Raw genomic sequence first — 22,718 nt, 5'->3', positions numbered from 1 at the left:
GGGTGTTGCCGCTGATCGGAAGTCTGCGAAGCCTGCTATGGGGCGTGTTCGCGGCGGCCGGTCTGGCGACGGCGCCGCTCGACGCGGCCGAACCGGGGCCGGCGGAGTTGCGCGTCGAATATGCCGCGGCGCCGCTCGGCCTCGATACCGCCGCGCCGCGCCTGGCGTGGCGCTCGCCGGTCGCGCGGCAGACCGCGTACCGCATCCGGGTCGGGGCCTCGGCCGCCGATCTCGAGCGCGCACCGCTGTGGGACAGCGGCAAGGTTGCATCGGCGGACAATGTCCAGATCGCCTATGCCGGGCCAAAGCTTGCATCGCGCCAACGCTATTGGTGGCAAGTGCAGGTGTGGGACGCCGACGGCAACGTTACCGACTGGAGCCCCCCCGCCTGGTGGGAGATGGGATTACTCGCCGCGGCCGACTGGCAGGCGCAATGGATTTCGGGGCCCGCGCGGCGCGATCACGACTGGGGCGACCTGACGCTCGACGCCGAGCTGACGCTGACGGGCAAGAGCGTCGATGTCCTGTTCCGCGCGCTTCCCAACGGCAAGACTTATGGCGACGCCTATGTCTGGACGCTCGCCGAAGACAAGAACGGCCCCGAACTGATCCAGACCGTCCGCCGCTATCCGGGCGGCACCAGTTCGGCGATCAAGATGGAGCGGCTGGGGCAGGTCAAATTGCCGGCGCCGATCAAGGGACGCCGCATCGCGCTGTCGATCCGCGCCGAGGGTGGCCAGATCGTGACGCGCATCGACGGCGCGGTCGTTGCGACGGTCGACAATGGCGCGCACAAGCGTGGGACGGTCGGTTTTGCCGGCAAGGAAGCCGGCGCGGCGATCATCCACAAGGTCCGCGTATCGGGCACCCAAAGCCCGGCGGTCGCATATGATTTCGCGGGTGGCGACAATCCCTTCACCGGCGGCAGCGTGTCGAAAGACGGGTTGGTGGTCGCGAGCGGCGTGCCGGGGGTCGACCTCGTGCTGCCGATCGAAGCACCCGCGCCGCTCGTTCGCCGGGCCTTCCGCCTCGGCAAGCCGATCGCAGGCGCGCGGCTCTATGTCGCCGGCGCCGGAATGCCGCGGCTCTCGGTTAACGGCACCGTCGTGGGATCGTCGCTTGGCGCGGGTTACACCGCCTATGACAAGCGCGTGCTCAGCTATGTCCACGACGTGACCGGGCTGTTGCGCCGCGGCGAGAATGTGATCGGCGCCGAACTCGGGCGCGGCTGGTATGGGCTGACCGATCCCAATGAATGGTATTTCCATGCTGCACCCTGGCACGCGGAACCGGCGCTGAAGGCGCAACTCGAAGTCACTTACACCGATGGGACGCGCGACACGATCGCGACCGACGGCAGCTGGCGCACCATTTCGGGTCCGACGCTGGGCGATTCGGTGCATCGCGGCGAGCGTCATGACGCGCGGCTGGCTCCGGCGGGCTGGGACCGCGCCGGTTTCCGCGACCGCAAATGGGCGGCGGCGCCGGTAGTTGCAGGACCGACGGGACAGCTTGTCGCCGCCAATTCCGAAGCGATCGAGCCGGTCGAAAATATCGCGCCCGTGGCCGTCAAGGAGGTGGCGCCCGGCGTCCGTGTCTATGACTTCGGCCGCATCGTCGCGGGCCGGCCGGTACTCAAGCTCAGCGGCCCGCGTGGGCTCACCGTGTCGATGGTCGCGAGCGAACGCATCGCCGACGACGGCAAGGTCGTCCCCGCCGCGGGACTGATCGACGCGCAGCTCCAGACCGACCGCTACACGCTCGCGGGCAAGGGCGAGGAGCAATGGGAACCACGCTTCGGTTATCGTGGCTTTCGCTATGTGCAGGTCGAAGGTTTTCCGGGCACCCCGTCCGAAGGGGCGCTGACCGCGCATATCGTCCATTCGGCGGTTGCGCGCACTGGCAGCTTTGTCAGCGCCAACCCGCTGCTGAACCAGATCGACGCGGCGGCGATCGCGTCGATCCTCAACAATCTCCATGGCTTCCAGACCGATACGCCGACCTATGAGAAGAATGGCTGGAGCGGCGATGCGCAGGCGTCGGCGGGAGCGGCGGCGCGCAGCTTGGACATCGCGCGCGTCTGGACCAAATGGCTCGCCGATTTCCGCGACGCCCAGTCGGACAAGGGCGAAGTGCCCGAGATTGCACCGACGACGCCCTTCTACGGCTATGAAAACACCCCCGGCTGGAACGTGATCTGGGGTCCGACGACGCCGTGGGATGCGGCGGCGATGATCCTGCCGTGGGAGCTCTACACGACCTATGGCGACACGCGCATCCTTGCCGACAATCAGGACATGCAGCGGCGGCTGGTCGATTATACCGCGACCTTCATCAGGGCGCCCGATTACCAGCGCTCGGCGGGGCTCTCCGAATGGGCGTCGGCGGGGGGCATGGATTACAGCAATGCGCGCGGCGGCGGGATTGACGCCGTGACGACGGCTTATTTCTTTCATGAGGTCGATTTGCTCGCCAGATCCTCGGCGATCGTTGGAAAGACGGAGGATGCGGCGCGTTATCGCAAGCTCGCCGACGACATCCGGGCGGCCTATAATGCACGTTATTGGGACGCCGCTAACGGCTGGTATCGCACGATCGACAGCAAGGGTGCGATCGGCCAGCCGACGCAGGTACAGAATATCCTGCCGCTCGCGTTCGGCATGGTGCCGCCGGGCCGCGAACAAAGTGTCGCCGATGCCATCGCGCGCGACGTCGACAAGCAGGGGCTGCGCACCGGCGTCTATGGTGCGCGCTACCTGCTCGAAATATTGAGCGACTATGGCCATGCGAACCTTGCGTACCGGGTCGCGACGCGCACCGACGAGCCGAGCTGGGGCTGGTGGATCGCAAACGGTCATTCGACGATGTTCGAGACGTGGAGCCTGAACAGCCGCTCGCGCGACCATCATTATTTCGCCTCGATCGCCGACTGGATGCGGCAACGCCTCGCCGGGCTGCGTCCGGGTGCGCCGGGGTACAAGCTGGTGCTCGTGAAACCCGCAGTCCCTGACGGCCTCGCGAGCGCCGAAGCCGCGATGGATACGATCCACGGCCGCGCCTTTTCGGGCTGGAAGGTCGATGCGGGCAAGCTGACGCTGACCGCCGAAGTGCCGTCGAATACGACGGGCGAGATATGGGTGCCGACGCGCTTAGGAGCGATCACTGCCCCCGCCGGCGCTGAATCGGTGCGACAGGAAAAGGGCTTCACTGTCTATCGTACCGGCCCCGGCCGTTTCATTTTCACCACGGGAGGCGCCCCATGATCCGCGGCATGATTACCTTGGTCGCCGTTGCGGCGATGGCATCGCCCGCAACGGCGCAGCAGGTGACGACCGACAGCGGGGCCGTCACGGGGGCGACTGCCGACGGTATCACGTCGTTCAAGGGCATAGCTTACGCCGCCCCGCCGGTTGGCGCGGGCCGCTGGAGCGCCCCGGCGCCCGTCCAGCCATGGAGCGCACCGCGCGACGCGACGAAATACGGCCCCGACTGCATGCAAAACCCGCTGCCGGGCATCCAGGCCGGAAGCCGGCCGATGAGTGAGGATTGCCTGACGCTCAACGTGTGGACGCCGAAGCCCGCAAAGGGTGCGAAGCTGCCGGTGATGGTCTGGATCCACGGCGGCGGCTTCGTCGGCGGGTCGGGCACCTTGCCCGAAACCGACGGCGCGGCGCTCGCGCGGCGCGATGTCGTGATTGTCAGCTTCAACTACCGCCTCGGCCGCTTCGGCTTCTTTGCGCATCCTGCGTTGGGGACGGGCGGCAACTGGGGGCTGATGGATCAGATCGCCGCGCTCAAATGGGTCCAGCGCAACATCGCATCCTTCGGCGGCGACCCGGCGAAGGTCACGATTTTCGGTGAAAGCGCGGGCGGGGAATCGGTGTCGCGGCTGATGGCATCGCCGGCGGCGAAAGGCCTCTTCGCACGCGCGATCGTCGCGTCGGGCGGCGGCCGCGACGACTGGCCGACCCTTGCCGAAGCGCAGGGGAAGGGGCAGGTTTTTGCTGATCGGGCAAAGGCGGCCGATGCGACGGCACTCCGCGCGCTTCCCGCCGACAAGGTTCTCGGCAGCCTCGCGCTGATGAGCAAGGAAGAGGATCGCTATTCGGGGCCGATGACCGACGGAACGGTCGTTCCCGCGGGCGCCGAGACCATCTTTGCCGAGGGCAAGCAGGCGCGCATCCCCTATATCATCGGCAGCAACGACGACGAGCTCGGCTTCATCCCCGCGCCGTTCCGCGCGATGGTCAACGGCCCGGTCGAAAAGTCGCTGGGCGCTGCCGCCGCCACCGTGAAAGCGGCCTATGCGAGCGAGGACGAGGCGAACCGGCGGCTTGGCGGCGACGCGATCTTTGCCGAGCCAGCGCTTGCGTTTGGCTTGCTGCAGGCCCGTGCGGGCGCACCGACCTTCGTCTATCGTTTCGGCTATGTTGCCGAGGGCCAGCGCAAGCCCGATGTCGGCGCGGTCCATGCGTCGGATGTCGCGTTTCAGTTCGGTAATCTGCCTGCCGATGCCACCGCCGCCGACCGTGCGGCCGCCAGGCAGCTCGGCGACTATTGGACCAATTTCGCGAAGACTGGCGATCCGAACGGCAGCGGATTGCCCGTCTGGTCTCGGCTCGACCCCGCGACGCCGCAGTTGCTCTCGATGGGCATGGCCGCAACCGCAATGGCGCCTGCAACCACGCCCGCGCTCACCGCCATCGCTGCCGCACGGGACGGAAAGAAATGAAAGTCATGACCATGCGTCTCTCCGCCGTCATCGCCGGCGCGCTTGCCATCGTCGCAATCCCCGCCTGTGCGTGGGAGGTGATCCGCCTGTCGTCGGACCCCGTTCCCGCGACCTCGAAGGAAGTACGTGAGACCGGGCCGTTCGGCACGATCGTGCGCAACGTGTCCGACGCGACGCTCACGCCCTATGTGGCGGATAAGCCCAACGGCACCGCGGTGATCGTCGCGCCCGGCGGCGGCTTTCACATGCTGTCGATCGACAATGAGGGTGAGGCGGTTGCCAAATGGCTGAACAGCCAGGGCGTCACGGCGTTCGTGCTCAAATATCGCTTGCTCGAAACCGGTGCCGATTTCCCGCTCCAGATGATGCGCTATCTCGCCAATCTTCCTTCCCTGCGTACTGCGGTCGAACCGCTGCGCCCGCTCGCGACCGCCGATGGCGAGAATGCGGTGAAGTGGGTGCGTAGAAATGCGGGCCGCTATGGCATCAAATCGAACCGCGTCGGGCTGATGGGCTTTTCGGCGGGCGGCGCGGTGACGGTGTGGACGCTCGCGGCGGACAAGCCCGCGAGCCGTCCCGACTTCGCGATCGCCATCTATCCCGGCCTGCTGCCCGACACAATCGCGGTGCCGAAGAAGGCACCCCCGCTGTTCGTCGCGGCGGCGAAGGATGACAAGCTGGCGTATGACGACAGCGTCCGCCTTGCTGCAGCATGGAAAAAGGCAGGCGCGAACAGCATGATCGTTACATACGAAAACGGAGGCCATGGTTTCGGCATGAAGAAAAGCGGCAAAGCCAGCGACGCGTGGACCGAGGCGATGGCGGACTGGATGCGCACGCAGGGACTGGTCCACAAATGAGGGTCGCATCGCTCGTCCTGCTCACCGGCGGATCGTTGCTTGCTTCCTGCACGGCCAACGAACCCGCCCCGGCACCCACGCCCGTCGCGCAAAAGGTCGGCAGCTGCGAAGCGCTGACCGGTTTGGCACTGAAAGACGGCAAGGTCGATGCCGCGACTTCGCTCGCGGGCGGCGCGATGGTCAATCTGGAGGCCGGCAAGCCCGGCCTGCCTGCACCCGCCGCTTTCTGCCGCGTGCAGGCGACGCTGTCGCCGGTGCCGGGATCGTCGATCAAGGTCGAAGTGTGGCTTCCCGAACGCGCCGGCTGGAACGGCAAGCTGCTCGGCGCGGGCAATGGCGGCTTCGGCGCGAACATGCTGCTCCCGTCGTTGCTGATGCGCGGCGCGGTGCAAAAGGGTTTTGCCGCGGTCGGCACCGACATGGGGCATGTCAGCGAAGCCGATGTCGATGCGAGCTGGGCGCTGAACGCGCCCGAAAAGGTCCGCGACTATGGGTGGCGCGCCAATCATGTCGGCGCCGAGACCGCCAAGCAGGTGATCGCCGCCTTTTACGAAGGTCCGCTCGCGGCAAGCTATTTCCACGGCTGTTCGGATGGCGGACGGCAGGCGCTCACTCTCGCACAACGCTATCCTGCCGACTATGACGCGATCATCGCGGGCGCCCCTGCGATGCCGTGGACGCGGATGGCGAGCGCTTTTACCAACAATGCCGTTGCCGCCGCCAAGCCCGGCGGCGATCTGTCGATGGCGAAGCTGAAACTGTTGCAGACGGCGTCGCTCGGCCAGTGCGACGCGCTCGATGGCGTGAAGGACGGCGTGATCGACGATCCGCGCAGCTGCAATTTCGATCCCGCAAAGCTCGCGTGCAAGGGCGGCGAAGGCGCTGACTGTTTGACGGCTGGCGAAGTCGCGACGGCGAAGCTCTTCTATGAGGGCGCGAAAACCGCCGACGGCAAATCCTTTTACCCCGGCTTCGCACCGGGCGCGGAGGCCGAGGCGGGCACATGGGCAATGTGGCTGACGGGCAGCGGTTCGCAGCATGTGAAGTTCGGGACGCAATTCTTCCGCTACTTCGTGCACGCCAATCCCGACTGGCAATTGTCCGAGTTCAACCTCGACCGCGACTATGCGCTCGCAAAGGCGCGCGTCGGCGGCGATCTCGACGCCGACCGCACCGATCTTGGCGCGTTCTACAAGCGCGGCGGCAAGCTGATCCTCTATCACGGCTGGAACGATGCCGGGATCCCGGCGCAGAATACGGTCGATTATTATGAGCGCCTCGTCGCGGCCAACCCGCGCGCCGCCGCCACGTCGGTGCGCTTGTTCATGGTCCCCGGCATGTCGCACTGCCTCGGCGGTCCGGGTCCCAATAATTTTGACCCGCTGAGCGCGCTCGATGGCTGGCGGCAGGGCGGCGCTGCGCCTGAACGGATCATTGCGACCAAATATGACAACGACCTGTTCGCCTATATCGGCCTCCCCGCCAAGGCCGGGCGGACACGGCCGCTCTGTGCATTCCCCAAGGTCGCGAAATGGGACAGTAAGGGTTCGACCGACGATGCGGCGAGCTTTACATGCGAGGCACCTGGAAAATGACGAGCCACGTGACAGGTGCAACCGAACCGCCGCTGATCGAACATAGTATCGGCGACGCGCTCGCGCTCGCCGCCGAACGCTGGGGTGACCGCGACGCGCTGGTGTCGGTTGCGCAAGGCATCCGCTGGAATTTCGCCGAACTGCTCGATCGATCCGACGCGCTCGCGGCGGGGCTGCTCGCGCTCGGCCTCAACCCCGGCGACCGGATCGGCATCTGGGCGCCGAACTGTGTGGAATGGACGCTGACCCAGTTCGCCGCGGCGCGCGCCGGGCTGATCCTGGTCACGATCAACCCAGCCTATCGCCTGTCCGAAGTCGAATATACGGTCAACAAGGTCGGGCTGTCGGCGCTTGTCGCGGCGACAAGTTTCAAGACGAGCGACTATCCCGCGATGATCGAGGAGCTTGCTCCCGAGGTCGCCGTGAGCACGCCCGGCCAGCTTCGCGCCGCGCGGCTGCCGACGCTGCGTTCGCTGATCCTGATCGGGGCGGATGCGCGTCTCGGCTGGCTCGGTTTCGACGATGTGGCAGGGCTGGCGACCGACGCCGACCGGCAGCGTCTCGCCGACATCGGCCCGACGCTTGATCCGAACGACGCAATCAATATCCAGTTCACCAGCGGCACCACCGGCCTGCCCAAAGGCGCGACGCTCAGCCACCGCAACATCCTCAACAACGGCTATTTCGTCGGCCGTACGCAGGGGCTCGGCGCGGGTGACCGCATCTGCATCCCGGTGCCGCTCTATCACTGCTTCGGCATGGTGATGGGCAATCTGGCGAGCATTACTCACGGCGCCGCGATGATCTATCCGTCCGAAGGCTTCGATCCCGAGGCGGTGCTGCGCGCCGTCGAGGCCGAGCGGTGCACCGCGCTCTACGGCGTGCCGACGATGTTCATCGCGGTGCTCGCGCATCCGCGCTTTGACGATTTCGATGTGTCGTCGCTGCGCACCGGCTGCATGGCGGGGGCGATCTGCCCCGAACCGCTGATGCGGCAGGTCGTCGAGCGGCTCAACATGCGCGATGTGACGATCGCCTATGGCATGACCGAAACGAGCCCGGTGAGTTTCCAGACCGCGCCCGACGATCCGTTCGAGCGCCGTGTCGGCTCGATCGGCCAGGTGCAGCCGCACCTCGAATGCAAGATCGTCGATACCGATGGCAACATCGTGCCCTCGGGCGAACCCGGCGAGCTCTGCACGCGCGGCTATTCGGTGATGATCGGTTATTGGGACGAACCGCAGCGCACCGCGGAATCGATCGACGAAGACGGCTGGATGCACTCGGGCGACCTCGCGACGATCGATGCCGAAGGTTATGGCAATATCGTCGGGCGCCTCAAGGACATGGTGATCCGCGGCGGCGAGAATATCTACCCGCGCGAGGTCGAGGATTATCTCTATCGCCACCCCGCGGTCGAGGATGTCGCGGTGGTCGGTATTCCTGACGAACGCATGGGTGAGGAGCTGTGCGCTTGGGTGCGGCTGAAGCCGGGAACCAGTGCGAGCGCAGACGACATACGCGAATTCTGCCGCGGCCAGATCGCCCACTATAAAGTCCCGCGCTACGTGCGTATCGTCGATGAATTCCCCACCACGGTGACGGGGAAGGTCCAGAAATATCTGATCAGAGAGGCGATGGTCGCCGATCTCGGAAAGGAAGAAGCATAATGAAAACTGCCATGTTTGTTGCGGCGCTGATGGCCGCCGCCCCCGCCTTTGCCCAGGGTACCGCTGCGCCGGCGCCCGCGCCCGCCCCGGCGCCGGCTGCGCCCGCCAGCGACGCAAAGTTCAACCTCGACACCCCGCTGCAGGACATCGTCGCCGACGAAAAGGGCAAGGCGGTGATCGAAAAGCATTTCCCCGGCATGATCGCGCTGCCCGAATATGAGATGTTCAAGGCGATCAGCCTGACGCAGCTCCAGCCCTATTCGAATGGCAAGATCACCGACGAAATGCTGGCCGCGACCGCCAAGGATCTGGCGGAGATCAAGTGATGAAGAGCCGGACGGCCTATCTGGCGGCAAGTTTGCTGTCCTCCACGGTGGCGCTGTCCGGCGCTCAGGCACAGGACATGATCTACAAGGACAAAGCCGCGCCGATCGAGGCGCGCGTCGACGATCTAATGGGGCGGCTGACGCTCGATGAAAAAATCCTGCTGCTCGCGGGCGAATCGTCGATGACGCTGAACCCGATTCCACGGCTCGGCATCCCCTCGATCCGCATGACCGACGGGCCGACCGGCGTCCGCTCGCCCGAGGGCAAGCCCGCGACGGTCTTCCCCGTCGGCGTCGCGATGGCGGCGACGTGGAACCCCGATCTCACGGCCAAGGTCGGCGCGGCGATCGGCAAGGAAACGCTCGCGCACGGCGCCGACGTGCTGCTCGCGCCGACGGTGAACATCGTCCGAACCCCGCGCTGGGGCCGCAATTTCGAAACCTATTCGGAAGACCCGTATCTCGCCGGCCAGATCGGGCTTGGTTATGTGAAGGGTGCGCAGGGCGCGGGCATCGGCGTGTCGCTCAAGCATTTCGCCGCGAACAATCAGGAAACCAACCGGTTCATCGTCGACTCGATCGTCGATCCGCGGACGCTGCGCGAAATCTATCTCCCGGCGTTCGAGACGGTGATCAAACAGGCCGATCCCTGGTCGGTGATGGCGTCGTACAACAAGATCAACGGCACCCACGCGGCCGAAAACCGCTGGCTGCTCACCGACCTGCTCAAGACCGAGTGGGGCTATAAGGGCTTCGTTGTCTCCGACTGGGGGGCGGTCCATTCGACCGCGACGACGGTCAACGCTGGCATGGACCTCGAGATGCCGGGCCCGCCGAACCATTTCGGGCCCAAGCTCAAGAAGGCGGTCGAGGAAGGCAAGGTCACGGCGGTGCAGATCGACGACAATGCCCGCCGCATGGTGCGGCTGATCGTGCGCAGCGGCGCGATCGAGCGCGGCGTCGCGCGTCCCGTCGCCGAACAAACGCCGCGTAACGCCGCGCTGGCACAGAGCGCCGCCGAAGAAGCGATCGTCCTCCTCAAGAACAGCGGCGTGCTGCCACTCCCGGCGTCGATCAAGACGCTCGCCGTCATCGGCCCGAACGCCGATGTCGTGCGCATCCAAGGCGGCGGCAGCTCGGCTGTGGTGCCGTTCGAGACAAGCACACCGCTCGCGGCGCTCAAGGCCGCGCTGCCGGGGGTGCAGATCGTCTACGCCAAGGGTGTCGATAACGAGGAAACGCCGCCCGCGGCCAATGCCAAACGGTTCAGCCCCGGGCAGGATCGCAGCGTCACCGGCCTTGCCGCGACCTATTATGCCAGTGCCGATATGAGCGGCGAGCCGGTGAAGCGCGAGACCGCGACGAGCTTCCTGAAACGGATCAGCGGCAATATCGCCGGGCCGCAGGTCACGGGCTATTCGGCATTCCGCTGGGAGGGGCTGTTCTGGCCCGACAAGAGCGGAACCTACGAGTTCAGCACGCGCGGCACGGGCAATGCGACGATCACGCTCGACGGCAATGCCGTGCTGTCGAAGGAAAGCCCGTCGAAGCCCGACATCCGTGACGTGCTCGGCTTCCCGATCCCGCGGCGGACGATCTCGGTCGAACTCGAAGCGGGGCGCAGCTACCCGATCCGCCTCGACTATGTGAACGGCCAGACGCCCTATGAATATTTGAGCTTCGGCATCCGCGAGCCGCTGCCCTCGTTCGACGAAGCGGTCGCGGCGGCGCGCGGCGCCGATGCCGCGATTGTGTTCGTCGGCTCGTCTTCGACGACTGAGGGCGAGGGGTATGACCGCTCCTCGCTCGACATGCCGGGCGACCAGAATAAGCTCGTCGAGGCAATCCTTGCCGCCAATCCGAAGACCGCGGTCGTCGTCAACGCGGGCGCGGCGATGACCATGCCCTGGTCCGACAAGGCCCCCGCGATCGTCGACATGTGGCTGCCGGGCGAGGGCGGCGCGGTGGCGCTCGCCAATGTCCTCACCGGCAAGGTCAACCCGTCGGGCAAGCTGCCTGTGACTTTCCCGGTGCGCACCGAGGACGACATGATCAACCTCAAGGGCGCCAAGACGCCCTATTCCGAAGGATTGCTCGTCGGTTATCGCGGCTATGTCGCGCGCGACGTGAAGCCGCTTTTCGCCTTCGGTCATGGTCTCAGCTACACCAGCTTCGCCTATTCGGCGCTGTCGGCACCTGCGCGCGTCAAGGGCGGCGAAGCCCTTTCGGTGAAGCTCACCCTCCGCAACGACGGCAAGCGCGCGGGTAAGGAGGTAGTGCAACTCTACGTCGCGCCCTTGGCACCCGCGGCGGGCGATCCACCAATCGCGCTGCGCGGCTTTGCCAAGATCGATCTCATGCCCGGCGCGCGCCGGACGGTGACCGTCACGCTCGACCCGCGGGCTTTTTCGCAGTTCGAGGCCGAGCGCGGCCAGTGGCGCGTCGTCCCCGGCCGCTATCGCATCATGGCGGGATCGTCGTCGGCCGATATTCGCCAGCAGCGCGAGATCGACGTCACCGCCGATTGATCAGCTGAGCAAAGGTTCGAGCGCGTCCCATTCGCGCTCGACCGCGCTTCGCCCGGCGTCGATCGCCTTGCGGATTTTCGCCGGGTTGAATTCGAGCGTTTCGGAATATTCCTCTTCGGGCTCGATAATCCGGATCGGCGCGAACCGGTAGCGCGAGATCTGGACGTCGAGCGGGCGCAGGATGCGTGCCGCCTGCGCGCCGCCGATGCCTTCGCTCTGGAGCGCGCGCAATTGCGCCTCGCGCGCCGCGATCAGGTCGTTGATCAGCGCGGCGCCGGCAAGGTCGTTGGCGGAAACTTCGGACTGGAGGATGTCGACCGCGCGCAGCCCGATCTTGATGAGGTTGCCGAAGGTCCGCACCGGCCCCGGCTGCGGCGCGGGCGAGGCGCGCACCGCGATGACGCCGCGCGGGTTCATTTCGAGCGCGGCGCTGAGCGGCGTCACGTCGCGGACACCGCCATCGACCCATTGTTCGACGGTCCCGTCACTGTCGCGGGTCCGCAGCGGATCGAAAAACAGCGGCATCGCGCAGCTCGCATAGACCCAATTGTGGATGCCGGGCACGCTCTCGTCGATGCTGCGATAGGTGCCGGTGCCCAAATTGACGACGCCGAGCAGCAGCTTGCGGCGGCTTGCGGCGAGCTTTGCCTCGTCGGCAAAACCTTTGAGCAGCCGCTTCAATGGCGCGGCATCATAAATCGCATCCTCGCCAAGGATGCCGCCGACGACACCGAGCGGGCGCTCCTTGTAGATCGAGCTGTTGCCCCGGATGCCGAGCCATGCGTCGAGCAGCCCCGGCACATCGTCCTGCGCAACGCCGAGCGCCTGGATCGCGCCCGTCGAGACGCCGGCAACGATGTCGATCCGGACACCGCGATTGACGACGAGTTCGTGGACGACGCCGACCTGGAACGCGCCCTTGGCGCCGCCGCCGCTCAGCACAATCGCGAGACCGCCCGCCATGCCTTTTCTCCTCAGCAGGCAGACAATCTACAGGAAATTCAGTTCATTCCCAAGGAGAACTCGCCGTCATCCTTAACCATGCGGTTCGTTGGAGCCCTTCAGCGTATCGCGCGCAACGGCCTGTAATGCCGCCGCCTGCGCGTCCGAAAGCCCCAGTTCGTCCGCGCCCTTCTCCTTGGGGCCGAGCGTCGTGGGATCGACGCCGGTGATCGCGCCAAACGTCACGAGAGCCGAGAGGTAATAGCCCGCGACGCTCGCATGATAATGGTCATAGGCCCATAGATCGAGCTGGCCATAGCCGATCCCGTCATAGGGATTGGGGTCGGCGACGCCCTCGGCCATTGCCCGGCTCCAAGCCTGGCCGACCGGCACGATGCCCGCCACGGACGGGGTGGCTGATCGTGCGCGGTCGGCCGCGGCGCGGAGGTCATCGGCCATCGCCGTCACCGGCTTGCCGTACCAATGCCCCCCGGGTTTATATGTCTGGTCGGCGCGGGTCCAGGTCGACGCAAGCCGGATGTCGGCCGCGGGGTTACGCGTCTTGAAAAGCGAAACAAGCCGTGCGACGTCGCGCAGATAGGCGGTAGGATCGCCCGGCTTTTCGCGATCGAGCGTGCTGAATTCCTGCAGCACGACGATGTCCCACGACCGGTCGAACAAGGTGCGCCGCTCGTCGTAATGGAAGCCGAGCGATTTTCCGCCCTGCGTCTCGAGGCTGACATCATAGTCGAGCCCCGCCTGCTCGGCGAAGAGCTTGAACAGCGCAGGGACGCCGCCATAGCCCGCATTGTTGAGGTCGGTGACCGTGCCGGCGCGCCAGTTTCGCGCCGCCGAATGCGCGCCTTGGGTAAAGCTGTTGCCGATGAACAGGATCGTGCGCGGTGCCGCTTTCGCCGGCGGAGCGGATGGGGTCGCGCCGGCAGCGGCGGTCGGCGCGGGCGCGCGTTCCTTTGCCGTTGCTGCCGGCGCGACGGCGAGCGCGGCGCAGCCGATGAAAAGCCAGATGCCGTGCCCGCGTTTCATATCAGAACTCCGTTGTGACCGAGGTGTACCAATAACGACCATAAGGGTTGTAGAGCGACCCCAGATAGCCTTCGGACGAGAGCGGGGGCTTTTCGTTGGTGATGTTGCGGACCCCGACCCGCCAACGCATGTCGCCGCCGATGCCGCCGGTATCCTTGATGCGGACCTGAGCATAGAGGTTGGCGGTGACCTGCGACTTTATGCGCCACGGATCGCCATCGGCATCGACGAACGCGGTTTCGTCAACCGCGCCGGTGTAGCGCGCGAAGGCGCCGATCTGGAAGTCGCCGAGCGACCAGGTGAGCGACGCCGTGCCGCGCCATTTCGGGCGGCCATTGGCCTCGATCAGATTCTCGGTCTCGGGCAAAGGTGTCGCGGCGTTGATGTCGCCGGCCGCGCGCGCGGCGACCAGCAGGTCGACCGCGTCGCCCGGTGCCCGCGAGAATTTGAGCAACCGCGTCGCGTTGACCGAAAAATCGAACTTGCCGATGCCGGTCTTGGGCGATTGCCAGTAGAATGCGAAATCGAGCCCGCGGACCGTCTGCGGCAACAGGTTGACGAACTGATCGCGCACCGTGTTGATGCGGCCGACCGGCGTGATGCCCGTCCCGGCGAAGGCCGCGATGTCGTCGGCATTGGCGGCGTCGCGAATGACATTGGGGTTCGACGATCCCTGCAAACGCAGCAGATAATCGAGCGCGACGGCGGTGTCGTTGCCGAGGATGCCGACGATGCCCTTTTGCTTGATCGACCAATAGTCGACGGTGAAGGTCATGCGACCGAGGTCGGACGGAATGAAGGTCGGCTCGAACACCGCACCGAGGTTATAGTTGCTGCTCTTTTCGGGCTTGAGTTCGGGATTGCCCGAGACGCGGCGCGAGTAGCCGACATTGTTGCCGCAAGCATTGAAGTTGGGGATCCGCCCGGCGCGGAGGTCAACCTCGCAGCGCAGGAAGTCCTGGCTGGTCGCAAGCCGCGCATATTCGACCGCGTTGACCTGTTCGAGGTTCGGCGCGCGGAAGCCCTGCGAGAAGGAGCCGCGGAAGCGAAGGCCGTCGATGACGTCCCACGCCGCGGCGATTTTCGGCCGGGCGACGCTGCCGAAGTCGCTGTAATGTTCGTAGCGACCCGCGAGCTGCACGTCGAAGCGCCGGACGAGCGGGATGTTCATCTCCTCCGACACCAGGGGGACCGCGAGTTCGGCATAGGCGGCGGCGACCGTCCTTTTGCCATAGGTGTCGGGATTGTCGCTGACTGCCGCGGCATCGCTGATCGTCACCGCTCCGCTGACCGCATCGACAAAGGGGCTCGACCCGTCGACCGCCGAATCGCGATTGTCGCGCTGGGTCTCGCGCCGCACTTCGACGCCGAAAGCGACGCCCACGTCGCCGCCGGGCAGCGCGAGCAGGTCGGCGCGCGAGGCGCGGAAATCGCCCATCGTCAGCGTTGTTTTCGACCGGCGCTGGAGCTGAAAGGTGATCGCATCGATCGCCGCCTGCGAACTGGGGGTGCAATCCCCCGAGCTCAGGCTGTCGATGCAGCCGCCGTTGAACGGATTATAGGCGTCGGGGGTCGACAGCGCGAGGCTCCGCTGGAGCGCCGAGCTGCGGACGGCGAGGCTGCTGTCGACCGCCGAGGCTTCGGAATAGACAAAGGCGCTGTCCCATTTGAAGCCCGCGGTCTCGCCGCGAACGCCGATCAGGCCGCGCAATTGCTCGCCGGTCACTTTCACCGTCTGCGGCCCGGTATCGACGAAGCGATAGGTGGTGAGGAGCACCGGCAGGCCCGCGGCGGGCACGTTGACGAGGCCCGGGATGCGATTGGGATTGGGCTGGCCGCCCACCGTCGTCGGGCCGAATGGATTGTAATAGTTACTGGCCGGAATCCAGATCTGGTTGAGGTTGATCACCGGCGGCTGGATGCGGATCGTGCTCGACCTATAATAGCCGAACTCGCCGAACAGGGTCAGATCGTCGGTCAGGTCGTAATGGCCATTGGCGAAGGCATTGTAACGCTTCACGCTCGGCATCACGGTGGTGCCGACCGCGGTGTCGTACCGCAGGTCGCGAAAGGCGTTGTTGGTTGCGAGCGCCGTATTCACGAGGCAGAGGTCGGCGGTGAGCGCCTGGGTGCAGCCGCCGAGGCGGGTCGGGCGCACAGTAAATGCGCCCGCTGCGGTGGTCAGGTTTGTCGCGCCGCGGCGCGGGCGGCCGCCGGTGACGGGAACTTGCAAAGCCGGCCATGCGCCACGCGTCGCGCGCGCGTCGGGGGTCAGCGAGCCGGCGAAGTCGGGATAGTCGGCGAACAGTGGCCGAAGATTGGCGGAAGCGGTGAAATCCTGATCTTCGGCGCGCAGGGCCGAGCGGTCGGTATATTCGAGCGAGACGGTGATATTGCCGCGATCGAAATTCTTGCCCGCAAGGATGTTGCCCTGGAACTCGCGAAGATGCGTTCCCTCGGCGCCGCCATATTGGGCCTGCAGCCTGAGGCCGTCGTAATTGTCCTTGAGCACCGTGTTCACGACGCCCGCGACGGCGTCCGAGCCATAGAGCGCCGCCGCGCCGTCGAGCAGCACTTCGAGCCGCTGGAGCCCCGTCGTCGGGATCGCGTTCGAGTTATAGCTCAGCACCGGCACCGTCCCGGTGTCCGACAGTCCCTGGCTGGCGGGATGGGTGACGATGCGGCGGCCGTTGAGCAGCACCAGCGTGTTGCCGACGCCAAGCGAGCGCAGGTTGACCGATCCGACGTCGCCGCGCGCCGCATTGCTGGTCTGCGCATTGTTGCCGGGGTTGAAGCTGACGTCGCCCATTTGCGGGATGTTGCGGATCAGTTCGTCGCCGCTGACCGCGCCGATCGCGTCGAGCTTGTCCTGCCCGACCACCACGACCGGCAGCGCTTCGGTGACGCGCGCGCCCTCGATGCGCGTGCCGACCACGACGATTTCGTCGGCGGGCGCGCCATCGGCCTGCGGCTCGTCGGGGGCATCGGTCGCCACCGTCTGGGCCCGGGCGGGTGCGCTCGCGAGAAGGCAGATCGCCGTGCTCGCAAGCAGCATTGTTCCGATTGTGCGTTTCATTGTCACTCTCCCCAATTTTATTGTTCGAATTTCTGCGCCTTTTGGCGTCAGTCGGTGTCGGTCTCGATCGGTCGCGCGGCGAGCCCCGCTGCGGGCTCCCCGTTCAGCGCGCGGTGAAGCGCGTCGCGGTCGAGCGCATTTTCCCATCCCGCGACGACGATCGCCGCGAGCGCATTGCCGATGAAGTTGGTGAGCGCGCGGCACTCGCTCATGAAGCGGTCGATCCCGAGGATCAGCGCGAGCCCCGCGACCGGCACCGAGGGCACGACCGACAGCGTCGCGGCGAGCGTGATGAACCCCGCGCCGGTGACCCCCGCCGCGCCCTTCGAACTCACCATCGCGACGAGCAGCAGCGCGACCTGATCGCCGAGGCTGAGGTCGACATTGGTCGCCTGTGCGACGAACAGCGCCGCAAGCGTCATGTAGATATTGGTGCCGTCGAGATTGAAGCTGTAGCCCGTGGGCACGACCATGCCGACCACCGGCTTGGCGCAGCCCGCCTGTTCGAGCTTTTCCATCAGACTGGGCAGCGCGGCCTCCGACGAGGAGGTCCCGAGCACGAGCAGCAGCTCGGCCTTGAGGTACGCTATCAGCCGGAAGATCGAGAAGCCCGAAAAGCGCGCCATTGCGCCGAGTACGACGACCACGAACAGGATCGAGGTGAGGTAGAAGGTTGCGATCAGCACGCCGAGATTGGCGAGCGATTCGACGCCATATTTGCCGATGGTGAAGGCCATCGCGCCGAAAGCGCCGATCGGCGCAAAGCGCATCAGCATCGCGACGATGCGGAAGAAGACGACCGACACTTTTTCGAGCACGCCGAGCACTTGCGCGCCGGCGGTTCCGGTGCGCGACAGCGCGATGCCGAAGATGATCGCGACGAACAGCGCCTGCAGGATCGACCCGCCGGTCAGTGCGGACACGAAGGTGGTCGGGATGATTTCGAGCAGAAAGGCGGTGAGCGTCGCCTCATGCGCTTTCGCCTGATATTCGGACACCGCGCCGGCATCGAGCGTCGCGGGATCGATGTTCATCCCGGCGCCGGGCTGGATCAGATTGGCGACGACCAGCCCGACGATCAGCGCGAGGGTCGAAAAGAAGAGGAAATAGGCAAAGGTCTTGATCGTCAGCCGGCCCAGCGTCTTGGCCTCGCCGACCGATGCGATGCCGGTCGCGACGGTCAGGAAGATCACCGGCGCGATGATCATCTTCACCAGCTTGATGAAGCCGTCGCCCAGCGGTTTGAGCGCGACGCCGATGTCGGGATAAAAATGCCCGAGCAGCACCCCGCCCAATATGGCGCCCAGCACCTGCACATAGAGATGCGACCACCAGGGCTTGCGCCCCGCGGCTTCGGGCATCGCGTTCAGTTCGATCGTCGCGGCCAACGGCCTCTCCCTTGTCAGGCGCCCGTTTCGACGCGGTCTGCAACCGTTCTTCGGCTGTCTGGCAAAAATAGGCGGCTGGATGGAGCAGGGTCAAATATGGCGTAATATTCTTTATCTATATGTTATAACTATATTTTTTTCCGGAAACTTTCATAGCGGCTCGCATTTTGTGCGAAAAACCGCATGCTCCGATCAAAATTTGTGCAATAATCCGCACATGGCATCACAAGCTGAGTCGCCCCGGATCATTCCCCGCCTCGACCGGCGGCGGCTGGTGGTCGCGACGGTTGTCGGCGCGCTGATCCTTCTCGTCGCCGCGCTCGGTCTAACCCAATGGGCGGCGGGCCATGCGCGCGCACAGGCCGATGCCGAGGCGCGGCAGAATGCCCGCGCGCATGCAAGCCTGCTCGAAAGCGAGCTACAGAAATTCCGCCTGCTCCCGCGCGTGCTCACCGAATTTCCCGACGTCCGCCTCGCGCTGGCCGAAAACAGCGCCGCGGCATCGCGCCGGCTCGATCAAGAGCTGGAGCAGCTGGCGGCGCGTACCGACGCCGCGGTTATCTATGTCATCGATGCCGATGGCATGACCATCGCGGCAAGCAACTGGAAGGCCAAAACCAGCTTCGTCGGCCAGAACTACCGCTTCCGCCCCTATTTCCGGGGCGCGATGCAGCGCGGCGAGGCCGAGCTTTTCGCGCTTGGCACCGTCAGCGGCCGTCCCGGCCTTTTCCTCGCGCGCCGCGTCGATGTCGACGGCCGTCCGCTTGGGGTGATCGTCGTCAAGGTCGAGTTCGACAAGCTCGAGGCGAAATGGGCCGATTCGTCCGCGACGACGCTGGTCACCGACAATGCGGACATCGTCATCATGACGAGCCAGCCCGCGTGGCGCTTCCGCTCGTTCGGCCCGATCGCGCCGACCGCGCAAAAACGCCTCCGCGATACGCGCAGCTATGGCGATGCGACGTTGGCGCCGCTGTCGATCCGCCATACCGACGGCGATCTCCGCATTGTCGATGCGGGGCGCGATGGACTGTATCGCGAGGCGGCGCAGCGCGTGTCGCTTCCCGACGGCACGCTGCATGTCTTGCAGCCCGCACAGCCCACGCGCGATGGCGCCAACGCTACCGCGCGAGTCCTTTTCCTCATACTCTTGATCTTCGTTGGTGCGACGATCCTCGCCTTGCTCCGCCTCGTCGAGCGACAGGCGCTGCGGCACGCGGCGCACGCGGCGCTCGAACGCGAGGTCGCGGCGCGTACGCAGGACCTGCGCGATGCCAATGCCGAACTGCAGCAGGCGGCCGAACGCCAGGCCGACACCGACCGCCGCTACCGCGCCGCGCGCGAAGAACTGGCACAGGCAAGCCGGCTCGGCTCGATCGGGCAGATCACCGCCGGCGTCGCGCACGAGATCAACCAGCCGCTCGCCGCGATCCGTAGCTTCGCCGAGAACAGCCTGCGCTATCTCGAACGCGAGCAGCCCGACAAGGCGCGCGGCAACCTCGACACAATCGTCGAACTCACCGCGCGCGTCGGCGCGATCACCAACGAGCTGCGCAATTTCGCGCGGCGCAAGCCGACTCCGCTCGGTCCCGTGGCGCTGCAATCGGCGATCGAGGGGACCAGCCTCCTCATCGGCGACCGGCTGCGGGCGCAGGGCATTGCGCTCGACATCGATGTCGAAAACCCGGCGCAGCGCGTCCATGCCGACCGCGTCCGGCTCGAACAGGTCCTCGTCAACCTGCTGCAGAACGCCGCCGATGCGGTGCAGGGCGTCGACGGTCCGCGGATCGCACTCCGCGCCCATGGCAGCGATCCCGTTTGCATCGACATCTGCGACAATGGTCCCGGCGTCCCCGCCGACCTGCTGCCGCAGCTTTTCACCCCCTTCATCACCGGCCGCCCCGACGGGCTCGGCCTGGGGCTCGCCATCGCGAGCGACATCATGGGCGAGTTTGGCGGCACGCTGACCTTGATTCCGTCGCCGCTCGGCGGCGCGGGCTTCCGCCTGACATTGCGGCCGGCATGAGCTTCTTCACCAACGAGCAGACGATCTTTTTCGTCGACGACGATGCGGCGCTGCGTGAGGCGAATGTCCAGACGCTCGACCTCGCCGGGCTCGCGGTCGAGACCTTTTCCGATGCCCAGCAAGTCCTGCCGCGCATTGACGCCGACTTCCCGGGCGTCGTTGTCACCGACATCCGGATGCCGGGGATGGACGGGCTCGAGCTGCGCGCCGCGATCCACGCCATCGACCCCGGCATCCCCGTCGTCCTGATTACCGGCCACGCCGATGTCGCGATGGCGGTCCGCGCGCTCCACGACGGCGCCTTCGACTTCCTCGCCAAGCCCTTTGCCTCGGATCACCTCGTCGGGGTGGTACGCCGGGCGCTCGCGCACCGCGCGCTGATCCTCGACAATCGCCGGCTCGTCACGGCCGTAGCAGCGATCGATAGCCCGCTGATTGGCGAAAGCACCGCGATGTTGCGCTTGCGCGAGACGATCATGCAATTGGCCCAGGCCGACTTCGACGTGCTGATCGAGGGGGAGACGGGGACGGGGAAGGAACTGGTCGCGCATATGCTCCACCGCCAGAGTCGGCGCAGCGCCGCCTCGCTCGTCGCTGTGAACTGCGCCGCCTTGCCGCAGGATCTGGCCGAGGCCGAGCTGTTCGGCAGCGACCTTGTCGACCGCACAACGGGCAAGCTGGGGCAGGCGGGGCGCGTCCGCAGCGCGCATCGCGGCACGCTCTTCCTCGACGAGATCGACACGATGCACCTCGCGGTGCAGGCGAAACTGTTGCGCGTGATCGAGGAGCGCGAGGTCCAGCCGCTCGGCGCGGGGGCGCCCGAACCCGTTGACCTGCGCGTCGTCGCCGCGGTCAAGACCGACCTGATGGATGCCGTGCGCGCGGGCACGTTCCGCGAGGATCTTTATTACCGCCTCCACGTCGTGAAGCTGCGCATCCCGCCCTTGCGCGAGCGCCGGTCGGACATCCCGCAGACCTTCGCTTATTTTCTCGACGAAGCCGCGGCGAAGATGGGGCGGCAGGGCTTCCAGATCGACGACAGTGTGCGCCGCCACCTCGTCGAGCATGACTGGCCGGGCAACGTCCGCGAGCTCAAGAATTTCGCCTATAGCGTCGTTCTCGACCTGCCGTCGGACCCTGGCCTGTCGTCGATGCCCGCCGACGCGTCGCTATCCGAACGGCTTCGCCGGTTCGAGGCGACGATCATCCACGACACGCTGACTCAGACCCAGGGCAATATCGCCGAGACGATGGCGCGGCTCGGCATTCCGCGAAAGACGCTTTACGACAAGATGCAGCGGCACCGGATCGATCCGAAGCAATTCCGGAATTGATCGGGGCTCAGCGGTTCCATCCCGCATCGCGCGCCGCGCGCTCGGCTGCGGCATCGAACGGTTCGCCATCCGCCATTTCGGCAACCGCGGAGGCCAGCGCCCCCGAAGACGCCTGGCGATATTCGCTCGGCGCCTGCCCGCGCAGCGTCCGCTCCAGCGCCCAGCGACCGTCCTCGCGGCAGGATATGCCATCGACCGCCGTGCTTTCGAAGCTCCGGCAATAGCGCCCTTGCCGGTCGCGGAAGCTCATCCCGATACGAACCCGCGCGTCGCCGGGCTGGCTGGAAGCGAGCTGGCTGTCGAGCGCGTCGGCCAGCGAGCCCGCCGCAACGAGCCTGCCGTTCTCCGCCGTCACGTCGGCGGCGGGCATCCACGGCCGGAGCCCGAGCGTCAGCCCCAGCGCCAGCGACGCCGCCATCGCGCCCCATTGCATGGCCGCAAACCGGCCGCGCTTCGCTTCGCGCCGATCGGTCAGGCTGGAATCGACCTTTGCGTCCCCGACAAGCAGTGCACGCAGCCGGTCCGGCACGACTTCTTCGGCGATCGGCGCATAATGCGCCGTCAGCTGTCGCTTCAGCGCGCGGTGCCGCGCGATCTGGGCTGCCAGCGCCGGATCGCCCGCGGCTTCGCGTTCGACGCGGCGCGCGGTCACGTCGTCGAGTTCGCCGTCGACGAAAGCCGCGACGGTTTCGGGGGCAAAGCTCATGCCGCCTCTCCCAGATAGTGCATCAGCGTTTCGCGTCCGCGCGCGAGGCGCGAAGTGACGGTGCCGATCGGCACGTCCAATATCTCGGCGGCTTCGCGATAGGCGTAGCCCTCGACGAGCACCAGCATGACCACCTCGCGCTGTTCGTCGGGCAGGCGCGCCATCGCGCCGTCGACATCGCCGCGCAGCGCGCCGGCTTCGACCTCCGCCGCGCCGTCGCCGGCGACCTGCGTGACGGCATCGTCGATCGGATCGTGCGGCCCGCGCCGGCCGGCGGCGCGGCGTTCGTCGATCCACAGGTTGCGGGTAATGCGGTACATCCAGCTATCCAGTCTCGTTCCTTGCTGCCATTGGCCCTGCGATTTCAGCGCGCGCTCGATCGCGGCCTGGCACAAATCGTCGGCATCGCTCGCATGGCGCGTCAATCCGCGCGCAAAACGGCGCAAGCGTGGCAATAATTCAACCAGTTCCTCTTCGAAGCGCATATCCGC

15 protein-coding genes are annotated in these 22,718 nt (G+C 66.3%); 9 read left to right on the top strand and 6 right to left on the bottom strand.

Features of this window, described 5'->3' with window-relative positions:
• Positions 1–5: 5 nt before the first annotated feature.
• Genes V6M50_RS09145 through V6M50_RS09115 form a run of 7 tightly spaced genes read left to right on the top strand, consistent with a single transcriptional unit; the run spans position 6 to position 11,711 of the window.
• The gene (locus V6M50_RS09145) at positions 6–3,263 is read left to right on the top strand and encodes a family 78 glycoside hydrolase catalytic domain (protein ID WP_332818248.1); all 3,258 of its coding nucleotides are present in this window, start codon (positions 6–8) and stop codon (positions 3,261–3,263) included.
• A complete protein-coding gene (locus tag V6M50_RS09140; protein WP_332818247.1) occupies positions 3,260–4,732 on the top strand; it encodes a carboxylesterase/lipase family protein in 1,473 nt (490 codons plus the stop codon). Before V6M50_RS09145 ends, V6M50_RS09140 begins: the two co-directional genes overlap by 4 nt.
• Before the next feature lie 5 nt (positions 4,733–4,737).
• Positions 4,738–5,592 (top strand): alpha/beta hydrolase, encoded by an 855-nt coding sequence (locus V6M50_RS09135; protein ID WP_332818246.1) that lies wholly within the window; start codon positions 4,738–4,740, stop codon positions 5,590–5,592.
• The gene (locus V6M50_RS09130) at positions 5,589–7,187 is read left to right on the top strand and encodes a tannase/feruloyl esterase family alpha/beta hydrolase (RefSeq protein WP_332818245.1); all 1,599 of its coding nucleotides are present in this window, start codon (positions 5,589–5,591) and stop codon (positions 7,185–7,187) included. Before V6M50_RS09135 ends, V6M50_RS09130 begins: the two co-directional genes overlap by 4 nt.
• Positions 7,184–8,857: an AMP-binding protein gene (locus V6M50_RS09125; RefSeq protein WP_332818244.1), complete on the top strand. Its 1,674-nt coding sequence runs from the start codon at positions 7,184–7,186 to the stop codon at positions 8,855–8,857. Before V6M50_RS09130 ends, V6M50_RS09125 begins: the two co-directional genes overlap by 4 nt.
• Positions 8,857–9,183, top strand: a complete 327-nt coding sequence (locus V6M50_RS09120; protein WP_332818243.1) for a hypothetical protein — start codon at positions 8,857–8,859, stop codon at positions 9,181–9,183. Before V6M50_RS09125 ends, V6M50_RS09120 begins: the two co-directional genes overlap by 1 nt.
• On the top strand, positions 9,183–11,711 hold the full coding sequence (locus tag V6M50_RS09115; protein ID WP_332818242.1) for a beta-glucosidase: 2,529 nt from the start codon (positions 9,183–9,185) through the stop codon (positions 11,709–11,711). The genes V6M50_RS09120 and V6M50_RS09115 overlap by 1 nt, the downstream gene beginning before the upstream one ends.
• Here V6M50_RS09115 and V6M50_RS09110 read toward each other — a convergent pair whose 3' ends face one another.
• The 4 genes from V6M50_RS09110 to V6M50_RS09095 all read right to left on the bottom strand — a co-directional run bounded on the left by V6M50_RS09110 (position 11,712) and on the right by V6M50_RS09095 (position 18,134).
• A complete protein-coding gene (locus V6M50_RS09110; RefSeq protein ID WP_332818241.1) occupies positions 11,712–12,674 on the bottom strand; it encodes a patatin-like phospholipase family protein in 963 nt (320 codons plus the stop codon).
• 72 nt (positions 12,675–12,746) lie between these two features.
• Positions 12,747–13,697 carry a DUF4886 domain-containing protein gene (locus V6M50_RS09105; protein ID WP_332818240.1) on the bottom strand — a complete coding sequence of 317 codons (951 nt, stop codon included), beginning with the start codon at positions 13,695–13,697 and terminating at the stop codon, positions 12,747–12,749.
• 1 nt (position 13,698) lies between these two features.
• On the bottom strand, positions 13,699–16,773 hold the full coding sequence (locus V6M50_RS09100; protein ID WP_332818239.1) for a TonB-dependent receptor plug domain-containing protein: 3,075 nt from the start codon (positions 16,771–16,773) through the stop codon (positions 13,699–13,701).
• A 47-nt stretch (positions 16,774–16,820) separates the two neighbouring features.
• Positions 16,821–18,134, bottom strand: coding sequence for a dicarboxylate/amino acid:cation symporter (locus V6M50_RS09095; protein WP_332818259.1), 1,314 nt, complete (start codon positions 18,132–18,134; stop codon positions 16,821–16,823).
• A gap of 244 nt (positions 18,135–18,378) precedes the next feature.
• Between V6M50_RS09095 and V6M50_RS09090 the strand changes: the two genes are divergently transcribed.
• Both V6M50_RS09090 and V6M50_RS09085 read left to right on the top strand, forming a co-directional pair.
• Positions 18,379–20,187, top strand: coding sequence for a sensor histidine kinase (locus V6M50_RS09090; protein WP_332818238.1), 1,809 nt, complete (start codon positions 18,379–18,381; stop codon positions 20,185–20,187).
• Complete coding sequence (locus V6M50_RS09085; protein ID WP_332818237.1) at positions 20,184–21,521, top strand: sigma-54-dependent transcriptional regulator; 1,338 nt, start codon at positions 20,184–20,186, stop codon at positions 21,519–21,521. The genes V6M50_RS09090 and V6M50_RS09085 overlap by 4 nt, the downstream gene beginning before the upstream one ends.
• Positions 21,522–21,528: 7 nt before the next feature.
• On the opposite strand, the gene V6M50_RS09080 is transcribed toward V6M50_RS09085, so the two are convergent.
• Together V6M50_RS09080 and V6M50_RS09075 are read right to left on the bottom strand one after the other, a co-directional pair.
• On the bottom strand, positions 21,529–22,227 hold the full coding sequence (locus tag V6M50_RS09080) for an anti-sigma factor family protein (RefSeq protein WP_332818236.1): 699 nt from the start codon (positions 22,225–22,227) through the stop codon (positions 21,529–21,531).
• Positions 22,224–22,712, bottom strand: a complete 489-nt coding sequence (locus V6M50_RS09075) for an RNA polymerase sigma factor (RefSeq protein ID WP_332818235.1) — start codon at positions 22,710–22,712, stop codon at positions 22,224–22,226. Before V6M50_RS09075 ends, V6M50_RS09080 begins: the two co-directional genes overlap by 4 nt.
• Between the last annotated feature and the right edge of the window lie 6 nt (positions 22,713–22,718).

The sequence above is a fragment of the Sphingopyxis sp. genome (assembly GCF_036675685.1).
In the GTDB taxonomy this organism is placed as follows: Bacteria; Pseudomonadota; Alphaproteobacteria; order Sphingomonadales; family Sphingomonadaceae; genus Sphingopyxis.
This window is presented reverse-complemented; position numbering and strand designations above follow the sequence as displayed.